Origin of the sequence: Parapedobacter brassicae, assembly GCF_051400755.1 — a bacterium.
Classification (GTDB): domain Bacteria; phylum Bacteroidota; class Bacteroidia; order Sphingobacteriales; family Sphingobacteriaceae; genus Parapedobacter.
Genome location: NZ_JBLFFL010000003.1, coordinates 29,893 through 46,324, shown reverse-complemented (window position 1 = coordinate 46,324; position 16,432 = coordinate 29,893). Strand labels below are relative to the sequence as shown.

At 46.8% G+C, this 16,432-nt stretch carries 18 protein-coding genes; 11 read left to right on the top strand and 7 right to left on the bottom strand.

Annotation, left to right across the window (positions count from 1 at the left end; translation table 11 throughout):
* Positions 1-204: 204 nt before the first annotated feature.
* The 7 genes from ACMGDE_RS09410 (at position 205) to ACMGDE_RS09380 (ending at position 6,202) form a co-directional block, all read left to right on the top strand.
* Positions 205-618 (top strand): hypothetical protein, encoded by a 414-nt coding sequence (locus ACMGDE_RS09410; protein ID WP_436832532.1) that lies wholly within the window; start codon positions 205-207, stop codon positions 616-618.
* 101 nt (positions 619-719) lie between these two features.
* On the top strand, positions 720-2,576 hold the full coding sequence (locus ACMGDE_RS09405) for a hypothetical protein (RefSeq protein WP_436832531.1): 1,857 nt from the start codon (positions 720-722) through the stop codon (positions 2,574-2,576).
* Between the two features lie 174 nt (positions 2,577-2,750).
* Positions 2,751-3,290, top strand: coding sequence for a hypothetical protein (locus ACMGDE_RS09400; protein ID WP_436832530.1), 540 nt, complete (start codon positions 2,751-2,753; stop codon positions 3,288-3,290).
* A gap of 83 nt (positions 3,291-3,373) precedes the next feature.
* Positions 3,374-3,775 (top strand): hypothetical protein, encoded by a 402-nt coding sequence (locus tag ACMGDE_RS09395; protein WP_436832529.1) that lies wholly within the window; start codon positions 3,374-3,376, stop codon positions 3,773-3,775.
* Positions 3,776-3,795: 20 nt separating this feature from the next.
* Positions 3,796-4,737 (top strand): hypothetical protein, encoded by a 942-nt coding sequence (locus ACMGDE_RS09390; RefSeq protein WP_436832528.1) that lies wholly within the window; start codon positions 3,796-3,798, stop codon positions 4,735-4,737.
* Positions 4,738-4,765: 28 nt separating this feature from the next.
* Positions 4,766-5,671 (top strand): hypothetical protein, encoded by a 906-nt coding sequence (locus ACMGDE_RS09385; protein WP_436832527.1) that lies wholly within the window; start codon positions 4,766-4,768, stop codon positions 5,669-5,671.
* Positions 5,672-5,680: 9 nt separating this feature from the next.
* On the top strand, positions 5,681-6,202 hold the full coding sequence (locus tag ACMGDE_RS09380; protein ID WP_436832526.1) for a hypothetical protein: 522 nt from the start codon (positions 5,681-5,683) through the stop codon (positions 6,200-6,202).
* A 31-nt stretch (positions 6,203-6,233) separates the two neighbouring features.
* On the opposite strand, the gene ACMGDE_RS09375 is transcribed toward ACMGDE_RS09380, so the two are convergent.
* The 7 genes from ACMGDE_RS09375 to ACMGDE_RS09345 form a co-directional block, all read right to left on the bottom strand.
* Positions 6,234-6,677, bottom strand: a complete 444-nt coding sequence (locus tag ACMGDE_RS09375) for a hypothetical protein (protein ID WP_436832525.1) — start codon at positions 6,675-6,677, stop codon at positions 6,234-6,236.
* Positions 6,677-7,438 carry a LuxR C-terminal-related transcriptional regulator gene (locus tag ACMGDE_RS09370; protein WP_436832524.1) on the bottom strand — a complete coding sequence of 254 codons (762 nt, stop codon included), beginning with the start codon at positions 7,436-7,438 and terminating at the stop codon, positions 6,677-6,679. Before ACMGDE_RS09370 ends, ACMGDE_RS09375 begins: the two co-directional genes overlap by 1 nt.
* A gap of 277 nt (positions 7,439-7,715) precedes the next feature.
* Complete coding sequence (locus ACMGDE_RS09365) at positions 7,716-8,093, bottom strand: HU family DNA-binding protein (RefSeq protein WP_436832523.1); 378 nt, start codon at positions 8,091-8,093, stop codon at positions 7,716-7,718.
* 26 nt (positions 8,094-8,119) lie between these two features.
* Positions 8,120-9,463: an adenylosuccinate lyase gene (gene purB / locus ACMGDE_RS09360; RefSeq protein ID WP_436832522.1), complete on the bottom strand. Its 1,344-nt coding sequence runs from the start codon at positions 9,461-9,463 to the stop codon at positions 8,120-8,122.
* 75 nt (positions 9,464-9,538) lie between these two features.
* Positions 9,539-10,888: a hypothetical protein gene (locus tag ACMGDE_RS09355; protein WP_436832521.1), complete on the bottom strand. Its 1,350-nt coding sequence runs from the start codon at positions 10,886-10,888 to the stop codon at positions 9,539-9,541.
* Positions 10,889-11,186: 298 nt separating this feature from the next.
* Positions 11,187-11,369: a hypothetical protein gene (locus ACMGDE_RS09350; RefSeq protein WP_436832520.1), complete on the bottom strand. Its 183-nt coding sequence runs from the start codon at positions 11,367-11,369 to the stop codon at positions 11,187-11,189.
* A 26-nt stretch (positions 11,370-11,395) separates the two neighbouring features.
* The gene (locus tag ACMGDE_RS09345) at positions 11,396-12,301 is read right to left on the bottom strand and encodes an SDR family oxidoreductase (protein WP_436832519.1); all 906 of its coding nucleotides are present in this window, start codon (positions 12,299-12,301) and stop codon (positions 11,396-11,398) included.
* Between the two features lie 239 nt (positions 12,302-12,540).
* Between ACMGDE_RS09345 and ACMGDE_RS09340 the strand changes: the two genes are divergently transcribed.
* Genes ACMGDE_RS09340 through ACMGDE_RS09325 form a run of 4 tightly spaced genes read left to right on the top strand, consistent with a single transcriptional unit; the run spans position 12,541 to position 16,426 of the window.
* Positions 12,541-13,320 (top strand): SDR family NAD(P)-dependent oxidoreductase, encoded by a 780-nt coding sequence (locus ACMGDE_RS09340; RefSeq protein WP_436832518.1) that lies wholly within the window; start codon positions 12,541-12,543, stop codon positions 13,318-13,320.
* 17 nt (positions 13,321-13,337) lie between these two features.
* Positions 13,338-14,273 carry an ROK family protein gene (locus ACMGDE_RS09335; RefSeq protein WP_436832517.1) on the top strand — a complete coding sequence of 312 codons (936 nt, stop codon included), beginning with the start codon at positions 13,338-13,340 and terminating at the stop codon, positions 14,271-14,273.
* 3 nt (positions 14,274-14,276) lie between these two features.
* Positions 14,277-15,056, top strand: coding sequence for a sugar isomerase domain-containing protein (locus ACMGDE_RS09330; protein ID WP_436832516.1), 780 nt, complete (start codon positions 14,277-14,279; stop codon positions 15,054-15,056).
* A complete protein-coding gene (locus ACMGDE_RS09325; RefSeq protein ID WP_436832515.1) occupies positions 15,053-16,426 on the top strand; it encodes an FAD-dependent oxidoreductase in 1,374 nt (457 codons plus the stop codon). Before ACMGDE_RS09330 ends, ACMGDE_RS09325 begins: the two co-directional genes overlap by 4 nt.
* Positions 16,427-16,432 lie beyond the last annotated feature (6 nt).

Sequence of the window (16,432 nt, the reverse complement as noted above, 5' to 3'; positions counted from 1 at the left end):
ACGACGGTGTAGTTTTCGGATAGGCTGGTGAGGTGGCAGGCATACCCACTTTAGGGTATTTTTTACGATTTGAATATTAGTTTACTTTGCTTGAAAATAACCTTCACCGAATAAAATAAAGTATGAGAACAACCCCAATGGGCCGGAAAGCAATAAATGTAAATAACGCCGACTTTAGTCGGATAATAGTGAAAAATTATCAAAATGAAAAAATTGAAATTGGCATTCGTGGCATTTTTGCTGGCGCAAAGCGCTATTACATTTGCACAGGAAAAAAGTGAAACCGTATATTTTTACGCTGTTGGCTGGGAGTGGCTTCCGCAAACTGAGGCCGCTAAATTAAATACCCAACCCGTTGTTAGCAATGTAGTCCGTATCAACTGTAATGGATATACCTCCAATTCTTCATTAGGGGTTGATAATCAACTTGTGGAATACTACGAAGCGTACCATGCCAAACAAAGGGGAGTTAGGAGTTTGAATAGGACCATCGCATTTGGTCCTTACGATACTTGGGACGAGGCGGAAAAGGCTCGTCGAAAAGACATCGCGGACTATAACCAAAAATGGAGACCTCTTATCTTACAACATTTCAAATATTTGTGTGAGGAAGATTAAACCAAAATCATGAACAATTTGAATCCTAAACTATGAGAACGAGGTTGTTAGTATTATTTTTATGCTGTTTGGTATCGGTGGCTTGGGGGCAGGAGACTGACGTGGAGAAAGGGATTAATAACAGTAAAAAGAAAGAAATATGTACGGCTGGTGGATCGAAGAACGGAGGGAAAACAGGTAAACAGAAAAATTTCGTCGATACGACCACGCGCATTATTTCCTACGATTTCAGAACTGGGAAGTATGTTTATCCACTAAAACGGGTTAAAGTACATACACCTGTTGTGTTCGAGGTTAGAAATATTAATCCGTTTGCCTATAAGGTGACATTAACACCGAAAGACTCCATATTAGCTGCCTCTTCCTTTGATAAGGAACTTCTTCAGATTATCGCAAAATGGGATATCCAGGAAGCTGAAGGAAAATTAGCAACGTCGCAAAATGATCTGAGCAAGAATATCGCCAGTCAGACATCGTCATTGATAGCAGGTGATTTTAAGGAAAGTAAGGCTGACGGCAAAGTAAAAGCTACGGCTCAGCAGAATCAGAAAGCCTTTAATATTGTGAATGAACTCCTTAAGTTGGATGAGAAGATTCGTGACGAAAAAGGAAGGCAGGATAGTATTGCTGTCTTGTCGGATCTAGATAGTTTAGTACTACATGAAAAAGGTGCCAACGGTTTCCGTATTCTTGATTCTGTTAATGCGCAACGGCTAAAAGGTATATTGGATACCCTGATCGCCGAAGAAAGACAAGAACTATTGACTGCCACCGATTCGGTAGCTGTAAAGGATGCACGGAAGCATTTGGAAGTTATTAAGGGCAAGCTCAATGAATGGACAAATTTGGAACATAAGATCAAGAAGGATAGTACAAGAAAAGATAGTCTTGAAAAGCAAATGAATGAAAGTGTAAAAAGCTACTACCTCTTGGCTAACGATTTTTATGCGAAATACGATGACTTCATGGCTGATAGTCGGCATGTGTTTATGATGTTGCGGTATGCGAAAGCTATAAATACCATGGCAGACAATCCCCAGCTCAGCTACACACTTTTTAAAAGACAATATGAGCAGGAATTAAAACAGTATGTATTTAAGCTTTTTAAAAGCGTAACCACCATTGACAATTATAAGAGAAGCTATTCTGAACTTACAAATTCATACTTTAAGGTTATTTATTCTCCGTTGTTGGATGATTTTATGAGTCCCAGTGGTATTTCTAAGGCCCAGGCTTATCCCCAATTTTTAAAAATGAAATCCGATCAATTAGCGGATTGGTTGGCGAAGTATCCGGTAGAGAACCTTCTTCGACAAGCGCAATGGGTGTTATCAGTTTTGCAAGATTCTTCGCGATATAGTGTTCGATCCATTCCTATTCAACCCGAAAATGATCTGTTAGAGTTCCATGCGCATATTAAAAAGAGAGGTGACGGGATTTCGGATGCGCACCACAGTGAACGAAATTTTGTGTATAGACAACCTACTTTCGGAGGGACCCGGGTCGATTTTAGTTTAGGATTGGCGGCCAGCTATTATTGGGGCGTAAATACGTATGAATTAGATACCGTCTCGAAAATTGCCGAATCGGATGCAGATGGAATAGCCGTTCCTTCTATAGTGGGAATGGTGACTATGAGCAGAAGAAAAACCGGCTATTTAGCATATGGAGCTAGTGCAGGAATAGGTATAGGTGTAGATAACGGTAAAATACAATTAGGCAACTTCTATATAGGGCCGACAATTCTGTTGGGTAAAAGGGAGCGGATTTTCGTTTCACTTGGTCCCTCTTTACGCAATGTGAAACAGCTTCGTGCCAGCGCCCCCGTAGGCACAATAGTACCTAACACCAGCGATCTGTCCTCATTTATGAAGGACCGATATAAAGTGGGCGTTTTTGCATCAATTACTTATAGTTTAACAAAAGATGCTAAATCAATGATTAGAAATATATGGTAAGGATCTGGTGCTGCAAATTATCAAAACAATACAAGTGAAGGAACTATTCCTAACATTGATTAAGTGTAAAGTTAATTTAAAAAATCCCATCCCAAATTTTAGTACACGATATCGGTTTTGAACTGAGGATTACCAATAAAAGAAACAAAAACAATAAAAACTAGAATGAAAACAATGAAAACATTAGTATTTACAATTATTTTATTGCTAGGAGCAGTACAGTTTATTAAGGCGCAAGACGAAAAGCCCACTAAAGAAGAAACGATTGAATATATAGAGAATTATTTTAAAAACGACTTTTTTACTAATGGTGAACGGTTTGATGCTGGTTATTCCCCAGGGGAATCCCTTTATATGCAACGTCTGATAACAATCACTGATGTTAATATTATGGGGTGTATTCTACGTTTTAGCTATAAGATCACATCAGATCTAATTGGGGCGGGCACTGGAGGACGGCCTCAAACAGAAAATTTTACAAATTACATTGATCTAAGCGAAGTTGAATCAATATCCCTAAAGCGAAAAGGTGAGCAGTACTTTGTCTATGGTTTAGTTTTTAACGAAAAAAACAGTCCTGACAGCAGAGAACCGGATTTGCCATTCACAAGAACTGACGAAGATTTCGATGAGATAGTGAACCTCCAAATCTACAAAGCCTTCAACCATCTCCGCAAGCTTTGCGGCGCACCGGAACCTATATCCTTTGATTAACCCCATTTTCCAGCTACAAGAATTAAGGCGGAGCAAGCTGAAAATCCGGAAAAGAGTAGGCACTGAAACTTAAAAATTTAATCATGAAAACAATTAGAGCAATTGCACTAGCCTTGATGGCGGTATGTATGATCAATACATTGAGCGGGTTTAAGCCCATTGAAAATAAGGCCGAAGAACTTTATATCTACCTATCATATGATTATATCGATGTAAATAAAAAAACAGCCTATTTAATTGTGTCAGATCCGCTGTTATATTCGGACTGGGAAGAAAATGCTATCGAAATTAAGAAAAAATTCAAAGCCGAAGCGGCTGGTTATAGCGAGGTTTCGACGTATGGTATCGAACAGAAAGGATTAGCATATAGTATTGATGATGTCAAAATTGAAAGAGCAGAATATGTCAAATCCTTCAAGAGCTGGCAAGAATCACATTACAAGAATAAGGCGGTGATACACTATGTGAATTTATATCGTCTATAATAGTCATTTATAACAAAAAAATGAAACAATTACTGTTTACCCTATTATGCTTGTTTGCACTACAATTTCCCGTATGTGCGCAACAATCGATTTCTGCCACTTCTACTGCAGAAGCGTGCATTGCCTTTATAGAGCAGATGGCAAATACAAGACCTGACGATGATGACAAAACTTATAGTTACAGCTTTGATGGAACAACATTTATTGAGACGAACAAAAAGAAATCTGGCGAATCTACGAGCATGTACAAACGTCAATATATAGATTGGGAGAAATTCACTAAGTTCTCAAGTGAGACTTCTGAAGAACGGGTAGGTGTCTATTTTGGTTTTAGTAGTCCTATCTCGCTGCTTATGGAAATGGGAGATAATGAAAGGATGTCCTATAGAGTTTTGCACATTATGAATGGTTTTCCTATCTCGCTCCCAGTGGCTCAGCAAAGTAAAATCAAAGAACTGGAAATGGCAGCCAACCGATTGGCGCAACTGGCAAAATCAAAAGCCAGTCCTCTATTGGAGGTGAGCGTCCCGCCAGACGCATTAAAGCCGCTGCCTACTAGATCAGATACAGAGGATTATATACTTGCTAAATTAAGCGCTTATCGGAGTTCAACGGAATTGGTCGGATTTGATCTCGGTTTTGAATTGGGATATTCGGGGTTCGAAATGAATAGTAGTTGGAATACCGCTAACATGGAGCCAATAAAAAGTATGGTATTAGAGTATAAGGACGTAAAAGCTATAAATATTGTCGGCGATGAATTTTTGTTTTTAGGAACAACAAAAGTTGAGAGCATAGCAGCTGAGCCCATGACCTATACATCAATTACCGGAAATGTTATGAGATATTTTGTAAAATCAGATATGCCACAATCTGAGAAAGACAAATTACTAAAAGCCCTAAAGCATTGGGCATGGATGAAGGGTGCTGATTTGGTAAAAGACGACCTGTTTGGTGAGTGAACCCTACAATTTATCAAATTCAAAAAAATTGAAACAACGATTAATAACCTTATTATGCTTGTTTGGACTGCCATTTTCTTCATGCACGCAGAAAAGCGCTCTTTCTACCGCTACGGCAGAAGCGTGCATTGCCTTTATTGAGCAGCTGGCTAATACAAGAGCTGCTGATGATGGTGGTTATAGTTACAGCTTTAATGGAACTGTTTTGATTGAAACGAACAAGATTGATGAGCATACCATCACCAAAGATCAATATCAACATATAGATTGGGCGAAATTCACAGAAGTCTCAAATAACCCTTCCGGAGGCGGAGCGATCAACATCTCTTTTGATTTTGATCGTCCGATTTCTAGGTTTTGGGAAGTTCAATACGAGGGGAGGCCGGTCTATCGATCTTCGGACATTCCGAATACTTTTAATTTCTCGATCCCGGTGGCACAGCAACCTAAAATCAAAGAACTGGAAATTGCAGCAAATAGGTTGGCGCAACTGGCGAAATCAAAAGCTAGTCCTTTGCTGGCGGTGAGCATCCCGCTAGACGCTTTAAAGCCGCTGCCCAACAGATCTGAAACAGAAGAATACATTCTTTCTAAATTGCATGTGTATAACGGTACAGATGCAAAATACGACAGAAAATTCAGCCTAGCTGATGCGAACATTTTGATGAATCTTACTTGGCAGTTTGATGACCCCGATAAAGTTAGTGAAATAGTCAATTTGGAATATGAAAATCTAAAAAGTATAGCGATTAATGGTAATCAGATTATTTTTACGGGAAAAGTTAAGTTGTTAAATCTCAATAATGGTAAATCTTCTTATATACCTAGCATGGCATATTTTCTGAAAGATGATACTCCCCAATCCGAAAAGGACAAATTGCTGGAAGCGTTAACTCACTGGGTATGGATGAAAGGTGTTGATTTGGTAAAATAATACATGTTCATGCACAAAATTATACTCCTGTACAGTATTGCCATGCTATGTTGCACAAGCGTATTGGCACAAGCGCAATTGTACAACGAAAAAGCTAAGAAAGCAGGCCGAATTGTCGAGAAACGCGATACCTCGGGAATCGATCCATTTACCGTGGCCGCACGTGTGGAGCTAGTGACGTACAGCAATCGGATGGATTGGTGGTCTGGCGATGACGGACGAGACAAACCTCTTTTGAAAAATGGAATGCTTAATATGCCGGCGGATAGCATCCATTCAAGGGTGCAATTGAATTCATCTGCGGTAGCGAAATGGCAGAACGCGCTTTATGTAACGCAATTTTGCGAAGAGAATATAATCGCGTTGTGTTATGAACCCCGCCATCTGTTGCTCTTCTATACTGCGAATAATCTGATTTTCGGTTATATAGAAATCTGTCTTTCCTGTGCCGGGGGACACATTTCAGTTGGCTTGCGCGAGGTTGCGTTTTGTCCGGAACGTATAGAATATTTGGCTACTTTGGTGAGATAAGCCAGAGGATAGAGCAAAGCGGAAAGCTGCCTCATCCCTTCTCTTTCAGTTTGCGGATTAGTTTTAATAACCCCGCCCGATGTTTGGCCAGCTGCATAAACTTCGGGAGTTTTTCGAGCATGGTGAAATGCGTCCTATTTTTGTGTTCCCGCAGCCCGGCTCCGATATAGTGCTGGAGGTAATCGAGGTGCCGATCGTTATAGGCCCAAAGAACCTCGTTTTTAAAAGCAGTCTGTAACCACAATTCGGCCCCAAAAAAAGCATGAGCTTCCATTCGGAGCGTACCACTTTTGCCAACGGCCGTAGATACTTCCTTCGTATGGCCGCAATGCAAGCATCCTAAACGGGCTTTTTTAGTGTCGTAATTCGTGGTGGCTATAGCCTTTTGTGTACAGGCCGGGCAAACCACCCAAACTTCGTTATAGAAATCGGAAACCGAAAGATTTTCGTCCTGGAAACGATTGGAGGCGTTCATTATACCCAGCCTTCGTTGATGGATTTTGAAATTAATTCATACGTAGACTGACACTTCGTTTTCCTTAAGATATTCTTCCGGTGCGTGGCCGCTGTGGATTTGGTGATGTGCAAATAATAGGCAATTTGCTGGCTGGTGTGTCCTGAAATCAATAATTTCAGGACGCTTAGTTCACGTGGGGTAAGCACATTTTTTGTTGGCTTAAATAATTCTTTTATACCAACATTGATAAAAGAAGGTTCCCCTTCCATACCGATAAATGACAATACCGGAGTTCCGGACGGTTTTAAATGGGAAATGTCGGTATGCACACAAAGCGAGTATATCAGATTCCCCTGGTCATGCTGTATTGTCACCGCTTGGTGCAGTAGCCTTACGTATTCGTTTTTACTGTTTTTTACCCTGAAATCATAACGAACTTTGTACTTATAAATCTTTTCAATGGGTAACTTCTTGAAAAAAGTGCTTAACGTGTTTTCAAAATTAAGAAAATAGGGCCGGTCATCGGGATGAATTTTGCTCATGTAAAAACTGACTGTAACTGCTTTCGGATGATATCCCATTACATCAGCGATTTCCGGACTTATAAACTCGAACGCTGCATTTTTTATGTTAAAAATATAGTAATAAAAATCGCCTACCTGGAAAATGTTGAGCAGTTTCTTATGTACTTCCAGTTCAAAGGTCAGTTTGTCAAGTTGGCTGTCACCGGCGATATGGTTCCATATTGTCCGGGCTTCTTTGTAGAAATCCAGTTCCATACAATAGTGTCGTTAGGTATTGACACGCCAAAAGTATCGAAAAGAGATGGAATATCTCGGTATTTGATCATTAAAAATAAGTGTTACACACAATATTGCCGCTGTCGGCTTTGAACGGGTATATTCGTAACCGCGTTGCAATTCGTTGATGTTACAAAAAGCCCGCGGGCTTTTTGTCAGGACCCCGCGGGCTTTTTGTGAGTTGCCCGTGGGCTTTGTGCCGCATCAACGGGGTAAAGCAGTTCAGGTGGTTCGCTGATTCTTGCCAGCCGGTTTCTTATTTTTTTGCATACCGGATGCTCGCAAGCTGTTTTATCAGCCGTTTTCCGGGTCTGAACTTTATTTTGCATGCCTTGATGCTATCCGGATTCACCGATTTGGGGTCCGGTTGAGGCGCTACCGACAGCGCGAGACTGAATGACCCAAAATCACCGAGCTTGACGATATAGCCAGCGGCAAGATCCCTGCTCAGTATCTGTAGCAGGGCCTCTGTCATCGCTGCTACGTCTGCGGCATTCAGCGAGGTGGCATTTGAAATATCGTCGGCGATAGCGTGGATGTCACGCTCCCCGCGGCTCTTGTATTGGGCGATGTACCGCGGTGTATCCGGCTGGTTAATGTTATGTTGCTTTACGATAGTATATTTTACGCTCATGGGTTGATTGTGTTGGGTTAGGGTGTTTACACGCCTGTATAATTCCAGGGGGTTATCGCCTTCAACTCGCTTTTCACCTCATTGCTCACATTCAGCGTTTCTACAAATGACGCAATGGTCTCCTGTGTTACGGTCTCATTGGTGCGGGTTAGCGCTTTCAGCGTTTCGTACGGTTTAGGATACCCTTCCCGCCGCAGGATGGTTTGGATGGCCTCTGCTACCACTGCCCAATTTTGGGCCAGATCGGCCTTTAACGCTGCTTCATTGAGGATGAGTTTCTGTAAGCCCCGCGTGGCAGACCTGAGGGCAATCAAGGTGTGGGCCATCGGTACTCCGATATTGCGCAGAACGGTGGAATCCGTAAGGTCGCGCTGCAAGCGAGAAATTGGCAGCTTGGCTGCCAGGTGCTCGAACAAGGCATTGGCAATGCCCAGGTTTCCCTCGGCATTTTCAAAATCGATTGGATTCACTTTGTGGGGCATGGCCGACGAGCCGATCTGGCCCTTGGTGATTTTCTGCTTGAAATAATCCATCGAGATATACGTCCAGATATCCCGGCACAGGTCGATCAGGATGTTGTTGATGCGTTTCATGGCATCGCATTGTGCGGCAAAGTAATCGTAATGCTCGATTTGCGTAGTCGTTTGCGAGCGATGTAAGCCCAATGTATCATTCACGAATGCATTGCCAAACGCTACCCAATCCGTCTGCGGATAGGCGACTTTGTGCGCATTGAAATTGCCGGTGGCGCCACCAAATTTGGCAGCATGGGGAATATGTTCAAGGAGTTGCAGCTGGTTGCGTAACCGTTCGGTAAACACCCGGATTTCCTTGCCCAGTCGGGTAGGAGAGGCAGGTTGCCCGTGGGTATGTGCAAGCATGGGTACGGCTATCCATTCAGCAATGCGCTGTTCGAGCGCTGTAATGAGGGCGTTGAGCTCAGGTAGGTATATCTTGGAAAGCGCCTCCTTCCATGAATAAGGAATGGCCGTATTGTTGATATCTTGCGATGTCAAGCCAAAGTGGATGAATTCCAACGAGTCTATCAGCCCTAAGGTTTCAAACCTGTCCTTAAGAAAGTATTCCACGGCTTTTACATCATGGTTTGTTTCTTTCTCCTTTTCCTTGATCCATTGGGCGTCCGCCATGGAGAAATGGTTGTAAATATCCCTGAGCTTATTATTAAGGCTACCATCGAAATGCCGCAACTGCGGAATACCACATCCACATAGGCTGATGAAGTACTCCACCTCTACGAATACACGGTATTTAATGAGCGCATATTCCGAGAAATAGGCCGCTAACTCATGGGTTGCGTGATGATAACGGCCGTCTATGGGCGACACGGCGGTAAGTGGTGATAAAGCCATACTGAATTTCGTTTTCCGCAAAGGTAGCTATTTGAAGTGCGAAATACAAAGTGGGAAACGTACGCCCGGAAGTCATCATTGCCCCATGTTCATCATGCCTGGAAACAGCCGGATATAGACCTGCGCAGCAACAGGATTTGCGCCATAGATGGGGGACAGATCATCCGCTGCGGGGTACCAGCTACCCTGAGCCCCGATGGCTAGATGCGTTTTCCGCGCCGTAGCGAATATTTGCTGCACACCTAAGGTGACGGCATTCACGCCGAATAGCCGATCATGATCAAACGCCTCGCCGAGCAACAGGTCATCTGCCGATTTCTGCACCCACTCGTATTTGCCATACACGGTGGTCCGATGCAGGGTAAGGGCACTTTCGGCAAGTACCGAATGGGCGCCGGCATGTCCGTCGGCTTTATTGTGGCCCCACACGATCGCTGTGTTCAGGAATTTGCCGTCAGCCAGTGGATAGGCGTGAATAGCCGATGCCGTCATTTTGCGGATATCTTCACGTGGACCAAATTCGTGAACGTCGTTTATCCAGGCATGCGAGGCCTGTAACGCAAGTGATCGGTTGGGATTATACGACAGCCGCAGGGAATAGGAGTTGAAGCGAGGTTTGTCAAACCCATATCGCTCCTCGTTCGGTTCGCGGCCGGTGAAAACCGATCCTTCGAATTTGACATTGCGATGCCGTATGCCCAGTGTGGCTACTCCGAAGGTGATGTGTGTGGCGTCTTGCCAATGATGTCCCAGTGGTGCGTCGGGATTGTATAGACTGGATACCCGGTGCATAAACGCTACCGGTCCCAATGCAGGCTCACCGGGATAGGCCAGGTAGATAAACGCATCGGTAAGCGTGTCCAATTGGTGTGTGTAAGCCACGGAAAGTTCAGAAAAGAGGTCGTGAGGATGTTGCCGGTCGACCAAAGGCATGCCCTTCCACGTTTCGCCCGATTGGTAGAGCAGCGGATATCCTGAGCCACCCACCGTCAGGGGGTCTAACGTAAGCATCGCGCTAAAGCGGAACAGTCCGCGCTGACCCACATTGCGCTGGCCCATGGCCATTAGCCAATTGGGTGCATCCACCTTGCTGTCGCCACGGCTTCCCTGACCGAAGACGTCCTGGTGGTTGTACCGTAAAAACAGGTTGCCATGGAACATATACATCCACTGTTTATGATGTAGCATATACCCATACATGGGACTGTTGTCGGGTAGCCAGCCGGTCCCTGATCCATTGCGGTTCATCGGCAGGTTTCTGGAAAACGCGTGCGACATGCCGTGTTGGGTATGCGCATGGTGCACGGTATCCTGCTGGTGCGCCATCGTGCGCGTGGTATCGTGGTGGTGCTCATGCTGGCCAAGGGCAATCCCTATATAACCCAGCACTGCGGCAATGATCAGAAATGGTCTTATCGCGTTCATGACATTGAAATTAGATAGCACAAAACTACATCATGAACGACCTGCATTCGTTATAACATATTGGGAAAGCGTTATGTTTTGATGGGAGTACTCTACTGCCTTGACGTCATGGTTCGTCTCTTTCTCCTTGTCTTTCACCAATCAAGGGGGCGCACGACAGATTTCCGTTTTTCTATTTTTCTCGCAAAGGCGCGGAGTCGCGAAGCGGCTTTCTTAGCGTCTTGGCGACTTTGCGTGATACTTTTAAGACGCAAAGGCTCGCTTCGCGAGCAATAACGGATTTTTGTCGTACACCTAATCAGGGAAACGATGGGCTAGCGAGTGAGTCAGTCGTCGTGTCCGTCGCCAGCGAGTCATCAGCAATGGAATCGGTGAGTATCGAATCCGCATCGTCCATGTCATCCTGGTTTCCCCCGGGATTGCCGCAGGATACGGCACCAATCATGATCGTGCAGGCCATCAGTCGTTTGAACATCTTCATCATCATGGTTTTTAAGTGAAAGCATGTTATATAGTAATGCGCCCTCCTGTGACGGGGAGGGTGGCGCCGGAGATGTAGTTGGCCTCGTCAGAAGCCAGAAAAACATAAGCGGGTGCGACCTCCACGGGCTGGCCCGGGCGCTCAAAAGGGGTGTTTTCGCCAAAATGCTCATGGTCGGGAATGGTCGATGGAATCAACGGCGTCCATATGGGTCCCGGTGCCACGGCATTCACGCGGATGCCTTTTCCCTGCTCCAGCAGAATCTGGTTCAAATTTGCGGTAAAGTTTTGGATAGCGGCTTTGGTCGCCGCATATGGCAACAGCGTGGGATTCGGTTCATAAGCATTGACGGATGTTGTATTAATGATGCTGGAACCCGGAGGCATGTGCGGTTCAGCTGCTTTACACAGGTAAAACATGCTGTGGATGTTCACCGCAAACGTTTTTTCCCATTCCCAAGCCGGAATGTCCTGCAGCGTCTCTCGCGACATTTGATAGGCAGCATTATTGACCAAGATATCAATTTTGCCAAATTCCTTGACCACTGTTTCGATCAGGTGCCGGCAATGTTTTTCCGAACTGATGTCGCCCTTTATCTGTACGGCTTTTCGGCCCGCCTCGGTCACATAGTCGGCGGTATCTTGCGCGTCCCGGTCCTCCACATCGTCCAGGTAGCTGATCACGACGTCTGCCCCCTCACGGGCAAATGCAATGGCGATGGCCTTGCCGATGCCCGAGTCGCCGCCGGTGATCACGGCGACCTTGTCCTGCAGTCTGTTTTTGCCGACATAAGAGTGCTCACCGTGATCGGCCTGAGGTGTCATCGCACTTTCGGTGCCGGGAACTTCCTGCGGTGCCTTCGGGAACGGCGGTTTCGGATACTTATCGGCCGGATTGCCGTTTGATTGATAAGGAGTTTTTTCCAGTGCCATAGCGCAATATTTAGCGTTTTCTTACATCTCACTTGTGTAGCTAACAATCCGTCATCCTGTTGGTTTTGTTTTTATTGATCGTTGAAAAAGAGGGCGGTCCGGATGGGGGCAAAATATGCGCAAAAACCGATCAGAAAGTATCGAAATCCTGAGGCAAACCTCCCTATTTTTGCTATACGAATCCCCATTGAGAATACAATCTTTTGATGATGCAGCAAAATCCAGAAAATAACCATTCCATGTTGCTCGATAAACATATCGTCATTATAGGCGGTACCACGGGCATCGGCCTATCCGCTGCAAAAGCGTTTATCCGCCAAGGGGCAAAGGTCATCTCCGTTGGAAGGGATCAGCTCAATACGCAAAGGGCTCAGGATGAACTGGGAGACTCAGGATTGGTTTTTTCGGGAGATGCCACAGCAGAAACTACCGCTCCGGACGCCATTGATCTGTGCATCCGAACCTGGGGCAGCTTTGACGGGCTCTACCACATCGCGGGAGGTAGCGGCCGGAAAATGGGTGACGGGCCGTTGCATGAAATGACGCTGGACGGATGGCAACGGACGCTGGAATTGAACCTCACGTCGATGATGCTCTCCAACAAAGCGGCGATCAATGCGTTTCTTCATGAAAAAACAGGGGGCACCATTTTAAATATGGGATCCGTGCTGGCTTATTCACCCGCTTCCCACTATTTTTCCACCCACGCCTATGCAGCGGCCAAAGCCGCGATCATCGGGCTTTCCCGCGCGGCGGCGGCCTATTACGCGAGATCGAATATCCGGATTAATGTGATCGCCCCGGGCTTAGTGGAAACACCGATGGCACAACGGGCAGCGGGCGATGCTGATATCATGCGTTTCGTCCGGACAAAACAACCGCTCGACGGGGGGAGAATCGCCAAGCCTACAGATCTGGACGGAGCCGCGTGTTATCTCCTATCGGATCTCGCTGGTTTTACGACCGGACAGGTGCTGGCCGTTGATGGCGGGTGGGCAATAAGTGATGGTCAGCTATAATCAACCGGTTATTAACCATGAAAATGACTACTGCAATAGGTATTGATTTAGGGGGGACCAATATCAAAGGCGTATTGGTGAACACAGTGGGGCAGATCGTCGATCAGGTCATCAAATCCACCGAATGCGCCATGGCGGGAAGTGCCGACGATCAGTGGAAAAAAACAATCCTGCAGATGGTGTCAGCACTGAAAGAACGAGGAGCACCGGTAGCGGCAATTGGTATAGCCGCACCGGGTTTGCCCAACGATGCCAATTCGGCCATCCGGTTAATGCCTGAGCGGCTCGATGGATTGGAGCACTTTGTCTGGGCTGATTACCTGAAAGAAAAGTCGGTTTGGGTATTGAACGATGCGCATGCGGCACTGATCGCCGAAGCAACATTCGGTGTGGGAAAAGGCTTGAAAAATATCGTCATGCTGACGCTTGGAACGGGTGTGGGCGGTGGTATTCTGATTGATGGAAAGCTGTATCAGGGGAACGGCCAGCTGGCCGGCCACTTGGGACATATGACGCTAGACGCGGACAATGAAAACGCCGGTATTACGGGTATGCCCGGAACATTGGAGGACGCTGTCGGAAATGCGACTGTCGGAAAAAGATCTTTCGGAAGGTTCACGTCCACCCATGACCTGGTAGACGCCTACCGGAAGGGCGATCATTTTGCCACCTATGTATGGCTGAATACCGTGCGCAAACTGGCATTGAGCCTGTGTTCGCTAAGTAACCTGCTTTCACCTGAACTATTCATTTTGGGCGGGGGCATCACCAATACCGGCGATGCATTGTACGAGCCATTGGCCGATTTTATGAAGGTATACGAATGGAAAAACTCCGGTAAGACGCCACCGGTGCTACAAGCCCATTATTCGGATATGGCGGGTGCGGTGGGTGCTGCCGGATTTGCCCTCGCAAGAGCGGGCATCGAGGGATTCAGGGATGATAATTTATAGCGTATGGATGTGATACAAGCGTATATCGAAAAGTGCCGGGAAATAGTGGGCACCGTTGAAAAACAAAAGGATGAAATCCGGCAGGCCGCAACCTGGTTTGCCGAAACCATCATGGCGGGGCGTATGGTGCATGTATTTGGCTCCGGCCACAGCCGCATGATGGCCGAGGAAATGTGGCCCCGGTACGGTTCATTCCCGGGATTTAATCCAATTGTGGAACTCTCGCTGACCTTCCACAACCCGGTAGTGGGGGCCAATGGCCAGCGGCAGGCCATGTTTTTGGAGAACGTGTCCGGACTGGCTGCGAGGATACTCCGCAACTTTGACCTCACCACGCAGGACACTGCGTTGATCATTTCTTCCAGTGGCTGCAATGTGGTTCCGATCGAAATGGCGGAGGGTTTCAAAGCACAAGGTATACGCGTGGTGGCGCTCGTCACCAAAAAACATGCACAGGAAAGCAAGAGCAAACGGGCGGACGGAAAAAAACTAACCGATTTTGCTGATCTGATCCTCGATTCGGGCGCGCCAGCGGGCGATGCGATGGTGAAAATTCCGGGTTTGAAAACACCGGTGTCACCCGGCTCCACGGTCGGAGGAGCGGTGATGATCAATGCCATTAAGGCCGAAGTAGCCCGTTTACTGACCGAAGCAGGGCATCCACCCACGGTGTTGACCGGAGCCAACACCGTGGGTGCAGCGGAATCTGTGCGGCTGTTTGAAAAGGCATATGACGAGCATGCACACCGCTTGGCGCGATTATACCAATCGGTAGGGCTATGAAAACACTCATCAATCATCAATACATCCCCCTGGTGGCCGATACCGATGTGTTGGTCATCGGCGCGGGTTCAGCAGGATGCATGGCGGCCCTGGCGGCACGCTCATCCGGCAAATACCAGGTGATGCTGGTCGAGCGGTATGGATTTGCCGGTGGCACGTCCACGCAGATGCTGGATACCTTTTATGGATTTTTTACACCGGGAGAAACACCCAAAAAGATTGTTTCCGGATTGCCGGATGGGGTTGTGGATGAACTGTCGTTGACGGGCGATGTTTTTTTGCGACCGAATACGTACGGCGCAGGAACCGGCGTGACGTACAATCCTGAACGACTAAAGTATGTATGGGATAAAAAGATAACGGGAGCAGGTATCCGGCTGTTACTGCACACCACGTTGGTCGATGTAGCGAGAGCAGGACCCGAGCAGTACCTATGTATCCTTTGGAACAAGGGCGGCTTTTGTAAGGTTGGCGCGAAAAAGGTTATTGATGCTTCGGGCGATGCGGACTTCTGCCACCTAGCTGGATTTGCTTATGAAATGGCCGGAGAACAAGAACCCGCACAAAGCATGACGACGACCTTTCGCATGAGCAATGTGGACCTCGATAAATTCAAACAGCATGGGGGCAAACAGCTGCTGAATGAACGGATGAAAGCGGCCTATGAATCAGGGACGTACCGGCTGCCCAGGAAAGAAGGATCGGCACATGAAATGTGCCAGAAAGGCTGTGTATCGACCGTTGCTGTAAAAGTGTCCGATTTACGGGCGCTGAATGCGGAAGAACTGACCCTGGCCGAAATTGCCGGAAGGGCACAGGCCTTTATTTACGAGGATTTTTTCAGGAATGAGATTCCGGGTTATGAGGCATCCAACATCATCGGATTATCCCATCAGATCGGTGTGCGGGAAACCCGGCGTGTTTATGGGGAAGCCCGTCTCACCAAAGCGGACTGCATGGCCGCACGCGTCCCAAATGACAGTATTTTCTTGTGTGGCGCGCCCATCGAAGATCACCGAAAGAGTGACCAGGGCGAAGCGGAAACACGCTGGCAGTATATCCCGGATAGCGGCGTCTATGGTGTTCCCTATGGCACCATCGTGCCCCTGGGAAGCGAACAGGTATGGGTTGTGGGGCGTTGCTTTTCGGCCACCCATGATGCTCACGCATCATGCCGCTCCATGGCGCAGACGATGTCCATGGGGCAGGCCGCTGGTCTGGCTGCTACGATCGCGCTGGATCGGGATATCGCGGCAAATGAAATGGATATATCCGTGCTGCGAGAGAAGCTGCTTGAACTGGGGGCGATACTGGAAATGCCGGAGAAAATGGCCGATACGACCCGCAATGGCTGGGCTAATAATAAATAGCAGATC

Excerpts from the sequence above, each read along its gene's own strand:
- ACMGDE_RS09410 (WP_436832532.1), top strand. The coding sequence starts at position 205 with ATGAAAAAATTGAAATTGGCATTCGTGGCATTTTTGCTGGCGCAAAGC.
- ACMGDE_RS09400 (WP_436832530.1), top strand. The coding sequence starts at position 2,751 with ATGAAAACATTAGTATTTACAATTATTTTATTGCTAGGAGCAGTACAG.
- ACMGDE_RS09395 (WP_436832529.1), top strand. The coding sequence starts at position 3,374 with ATGAAAACAATTAGAGCAATTGCACTAGCCTTGATGGCGGTATGTATG.
- ACMGDE_RS09390 (WP_436832528.1), top strand. The coding sequence starts at position 3,796 with ATGAAACAATTACTGTTTACCCTATTATGCTTGTTTGCACTACAATTT.
- ACMGDE_RS09380 (WP_436832526.1), top strand. The coding sequence starts at position 5,681 with ATGCACAAAATTATACTCCTGTACAGTATTGCCATGCTATGTTGCACA.
- ACMGDE_RS09375 (WP_436832525.1), bottom strand. The coding sequence starts at position 6,677 with ATGAACGCCTCCAATCGTTTCCAGGACGAAAATCTTTCGGTTTCCGAT.
- ACMGDE_RS09370 (WP_436832524.1), bottom strand. The coding sequence starts at position 7,438 with ATGGAACTGGATTTCTACAAAGAAGCCCGGACAATATGGAACCATATC.
- ACMGDE_RS09365 (WP_436832523.1), bottom strand. The coding sequence starts at position 8,093 with ATGAGCGTAAAATATACTATCGTAAAGCAACATAACATTAACCAGCCG.
- purB (WP_436832522.1), bottom strand. The coding sequence starts at position 9,463 with ATGGCTTTATCACCACTTACCGCCGTGTCGCCCATAGACGGCCGTTAT.
- ACMGDE_RS09355 (WP_436832521.1), bottom strand. The coding sequence starts at position 10,888 with ATGAACGCGATAAGACCATTTCTGATCATTGCCGCAGTGCTGGGTTAT.
- ACMGDE_RS09350 (WP_436832520.1), bottom strand. The coding sequence starts at position 11,369 with ATGAAGATGTTCAAACGACTGATGGCCTGCACGATCATGATTGGTGCC.
- ACMGDE_RS09345 (WP_436832519.1), bottom strand. The coding sequence starts at position 12,301 with ATGGCACTGGAAAAAACTCCTTATCAATCAAACGGCAATCCGGCCGAT.
- ACMGDE_RS09340 (WP_436832518.1), top strand. The coding sequence starts at position 12,541 with ATGTTGCTCGATAAACATATCGTCATTATAGGCGGTACCACGGGCATC.
- ACMGDE_RS09335 (WP_436832517.1), top strand. The coding sequence starts at position 13,338 with ATGAAAATGACTACTGCAATAGGTATTGATTTAGGGGGGACCAATATC.
- ACMGDE_RS09330 (WP_436832516.1), top strand. The coding sequence starts at position 14,277 with ATGGATGTGATACAAGCGTATATCGAAAAGTGCCGGGAAATAGTGGGC.
- ACMGDE_RS09325 (WP_436832515.1), top strand. The coding sequence starts at position 15,053 with ATGAAAACACTCATCAATCATCAATACATCCCCCTGGTGGCCGATACC.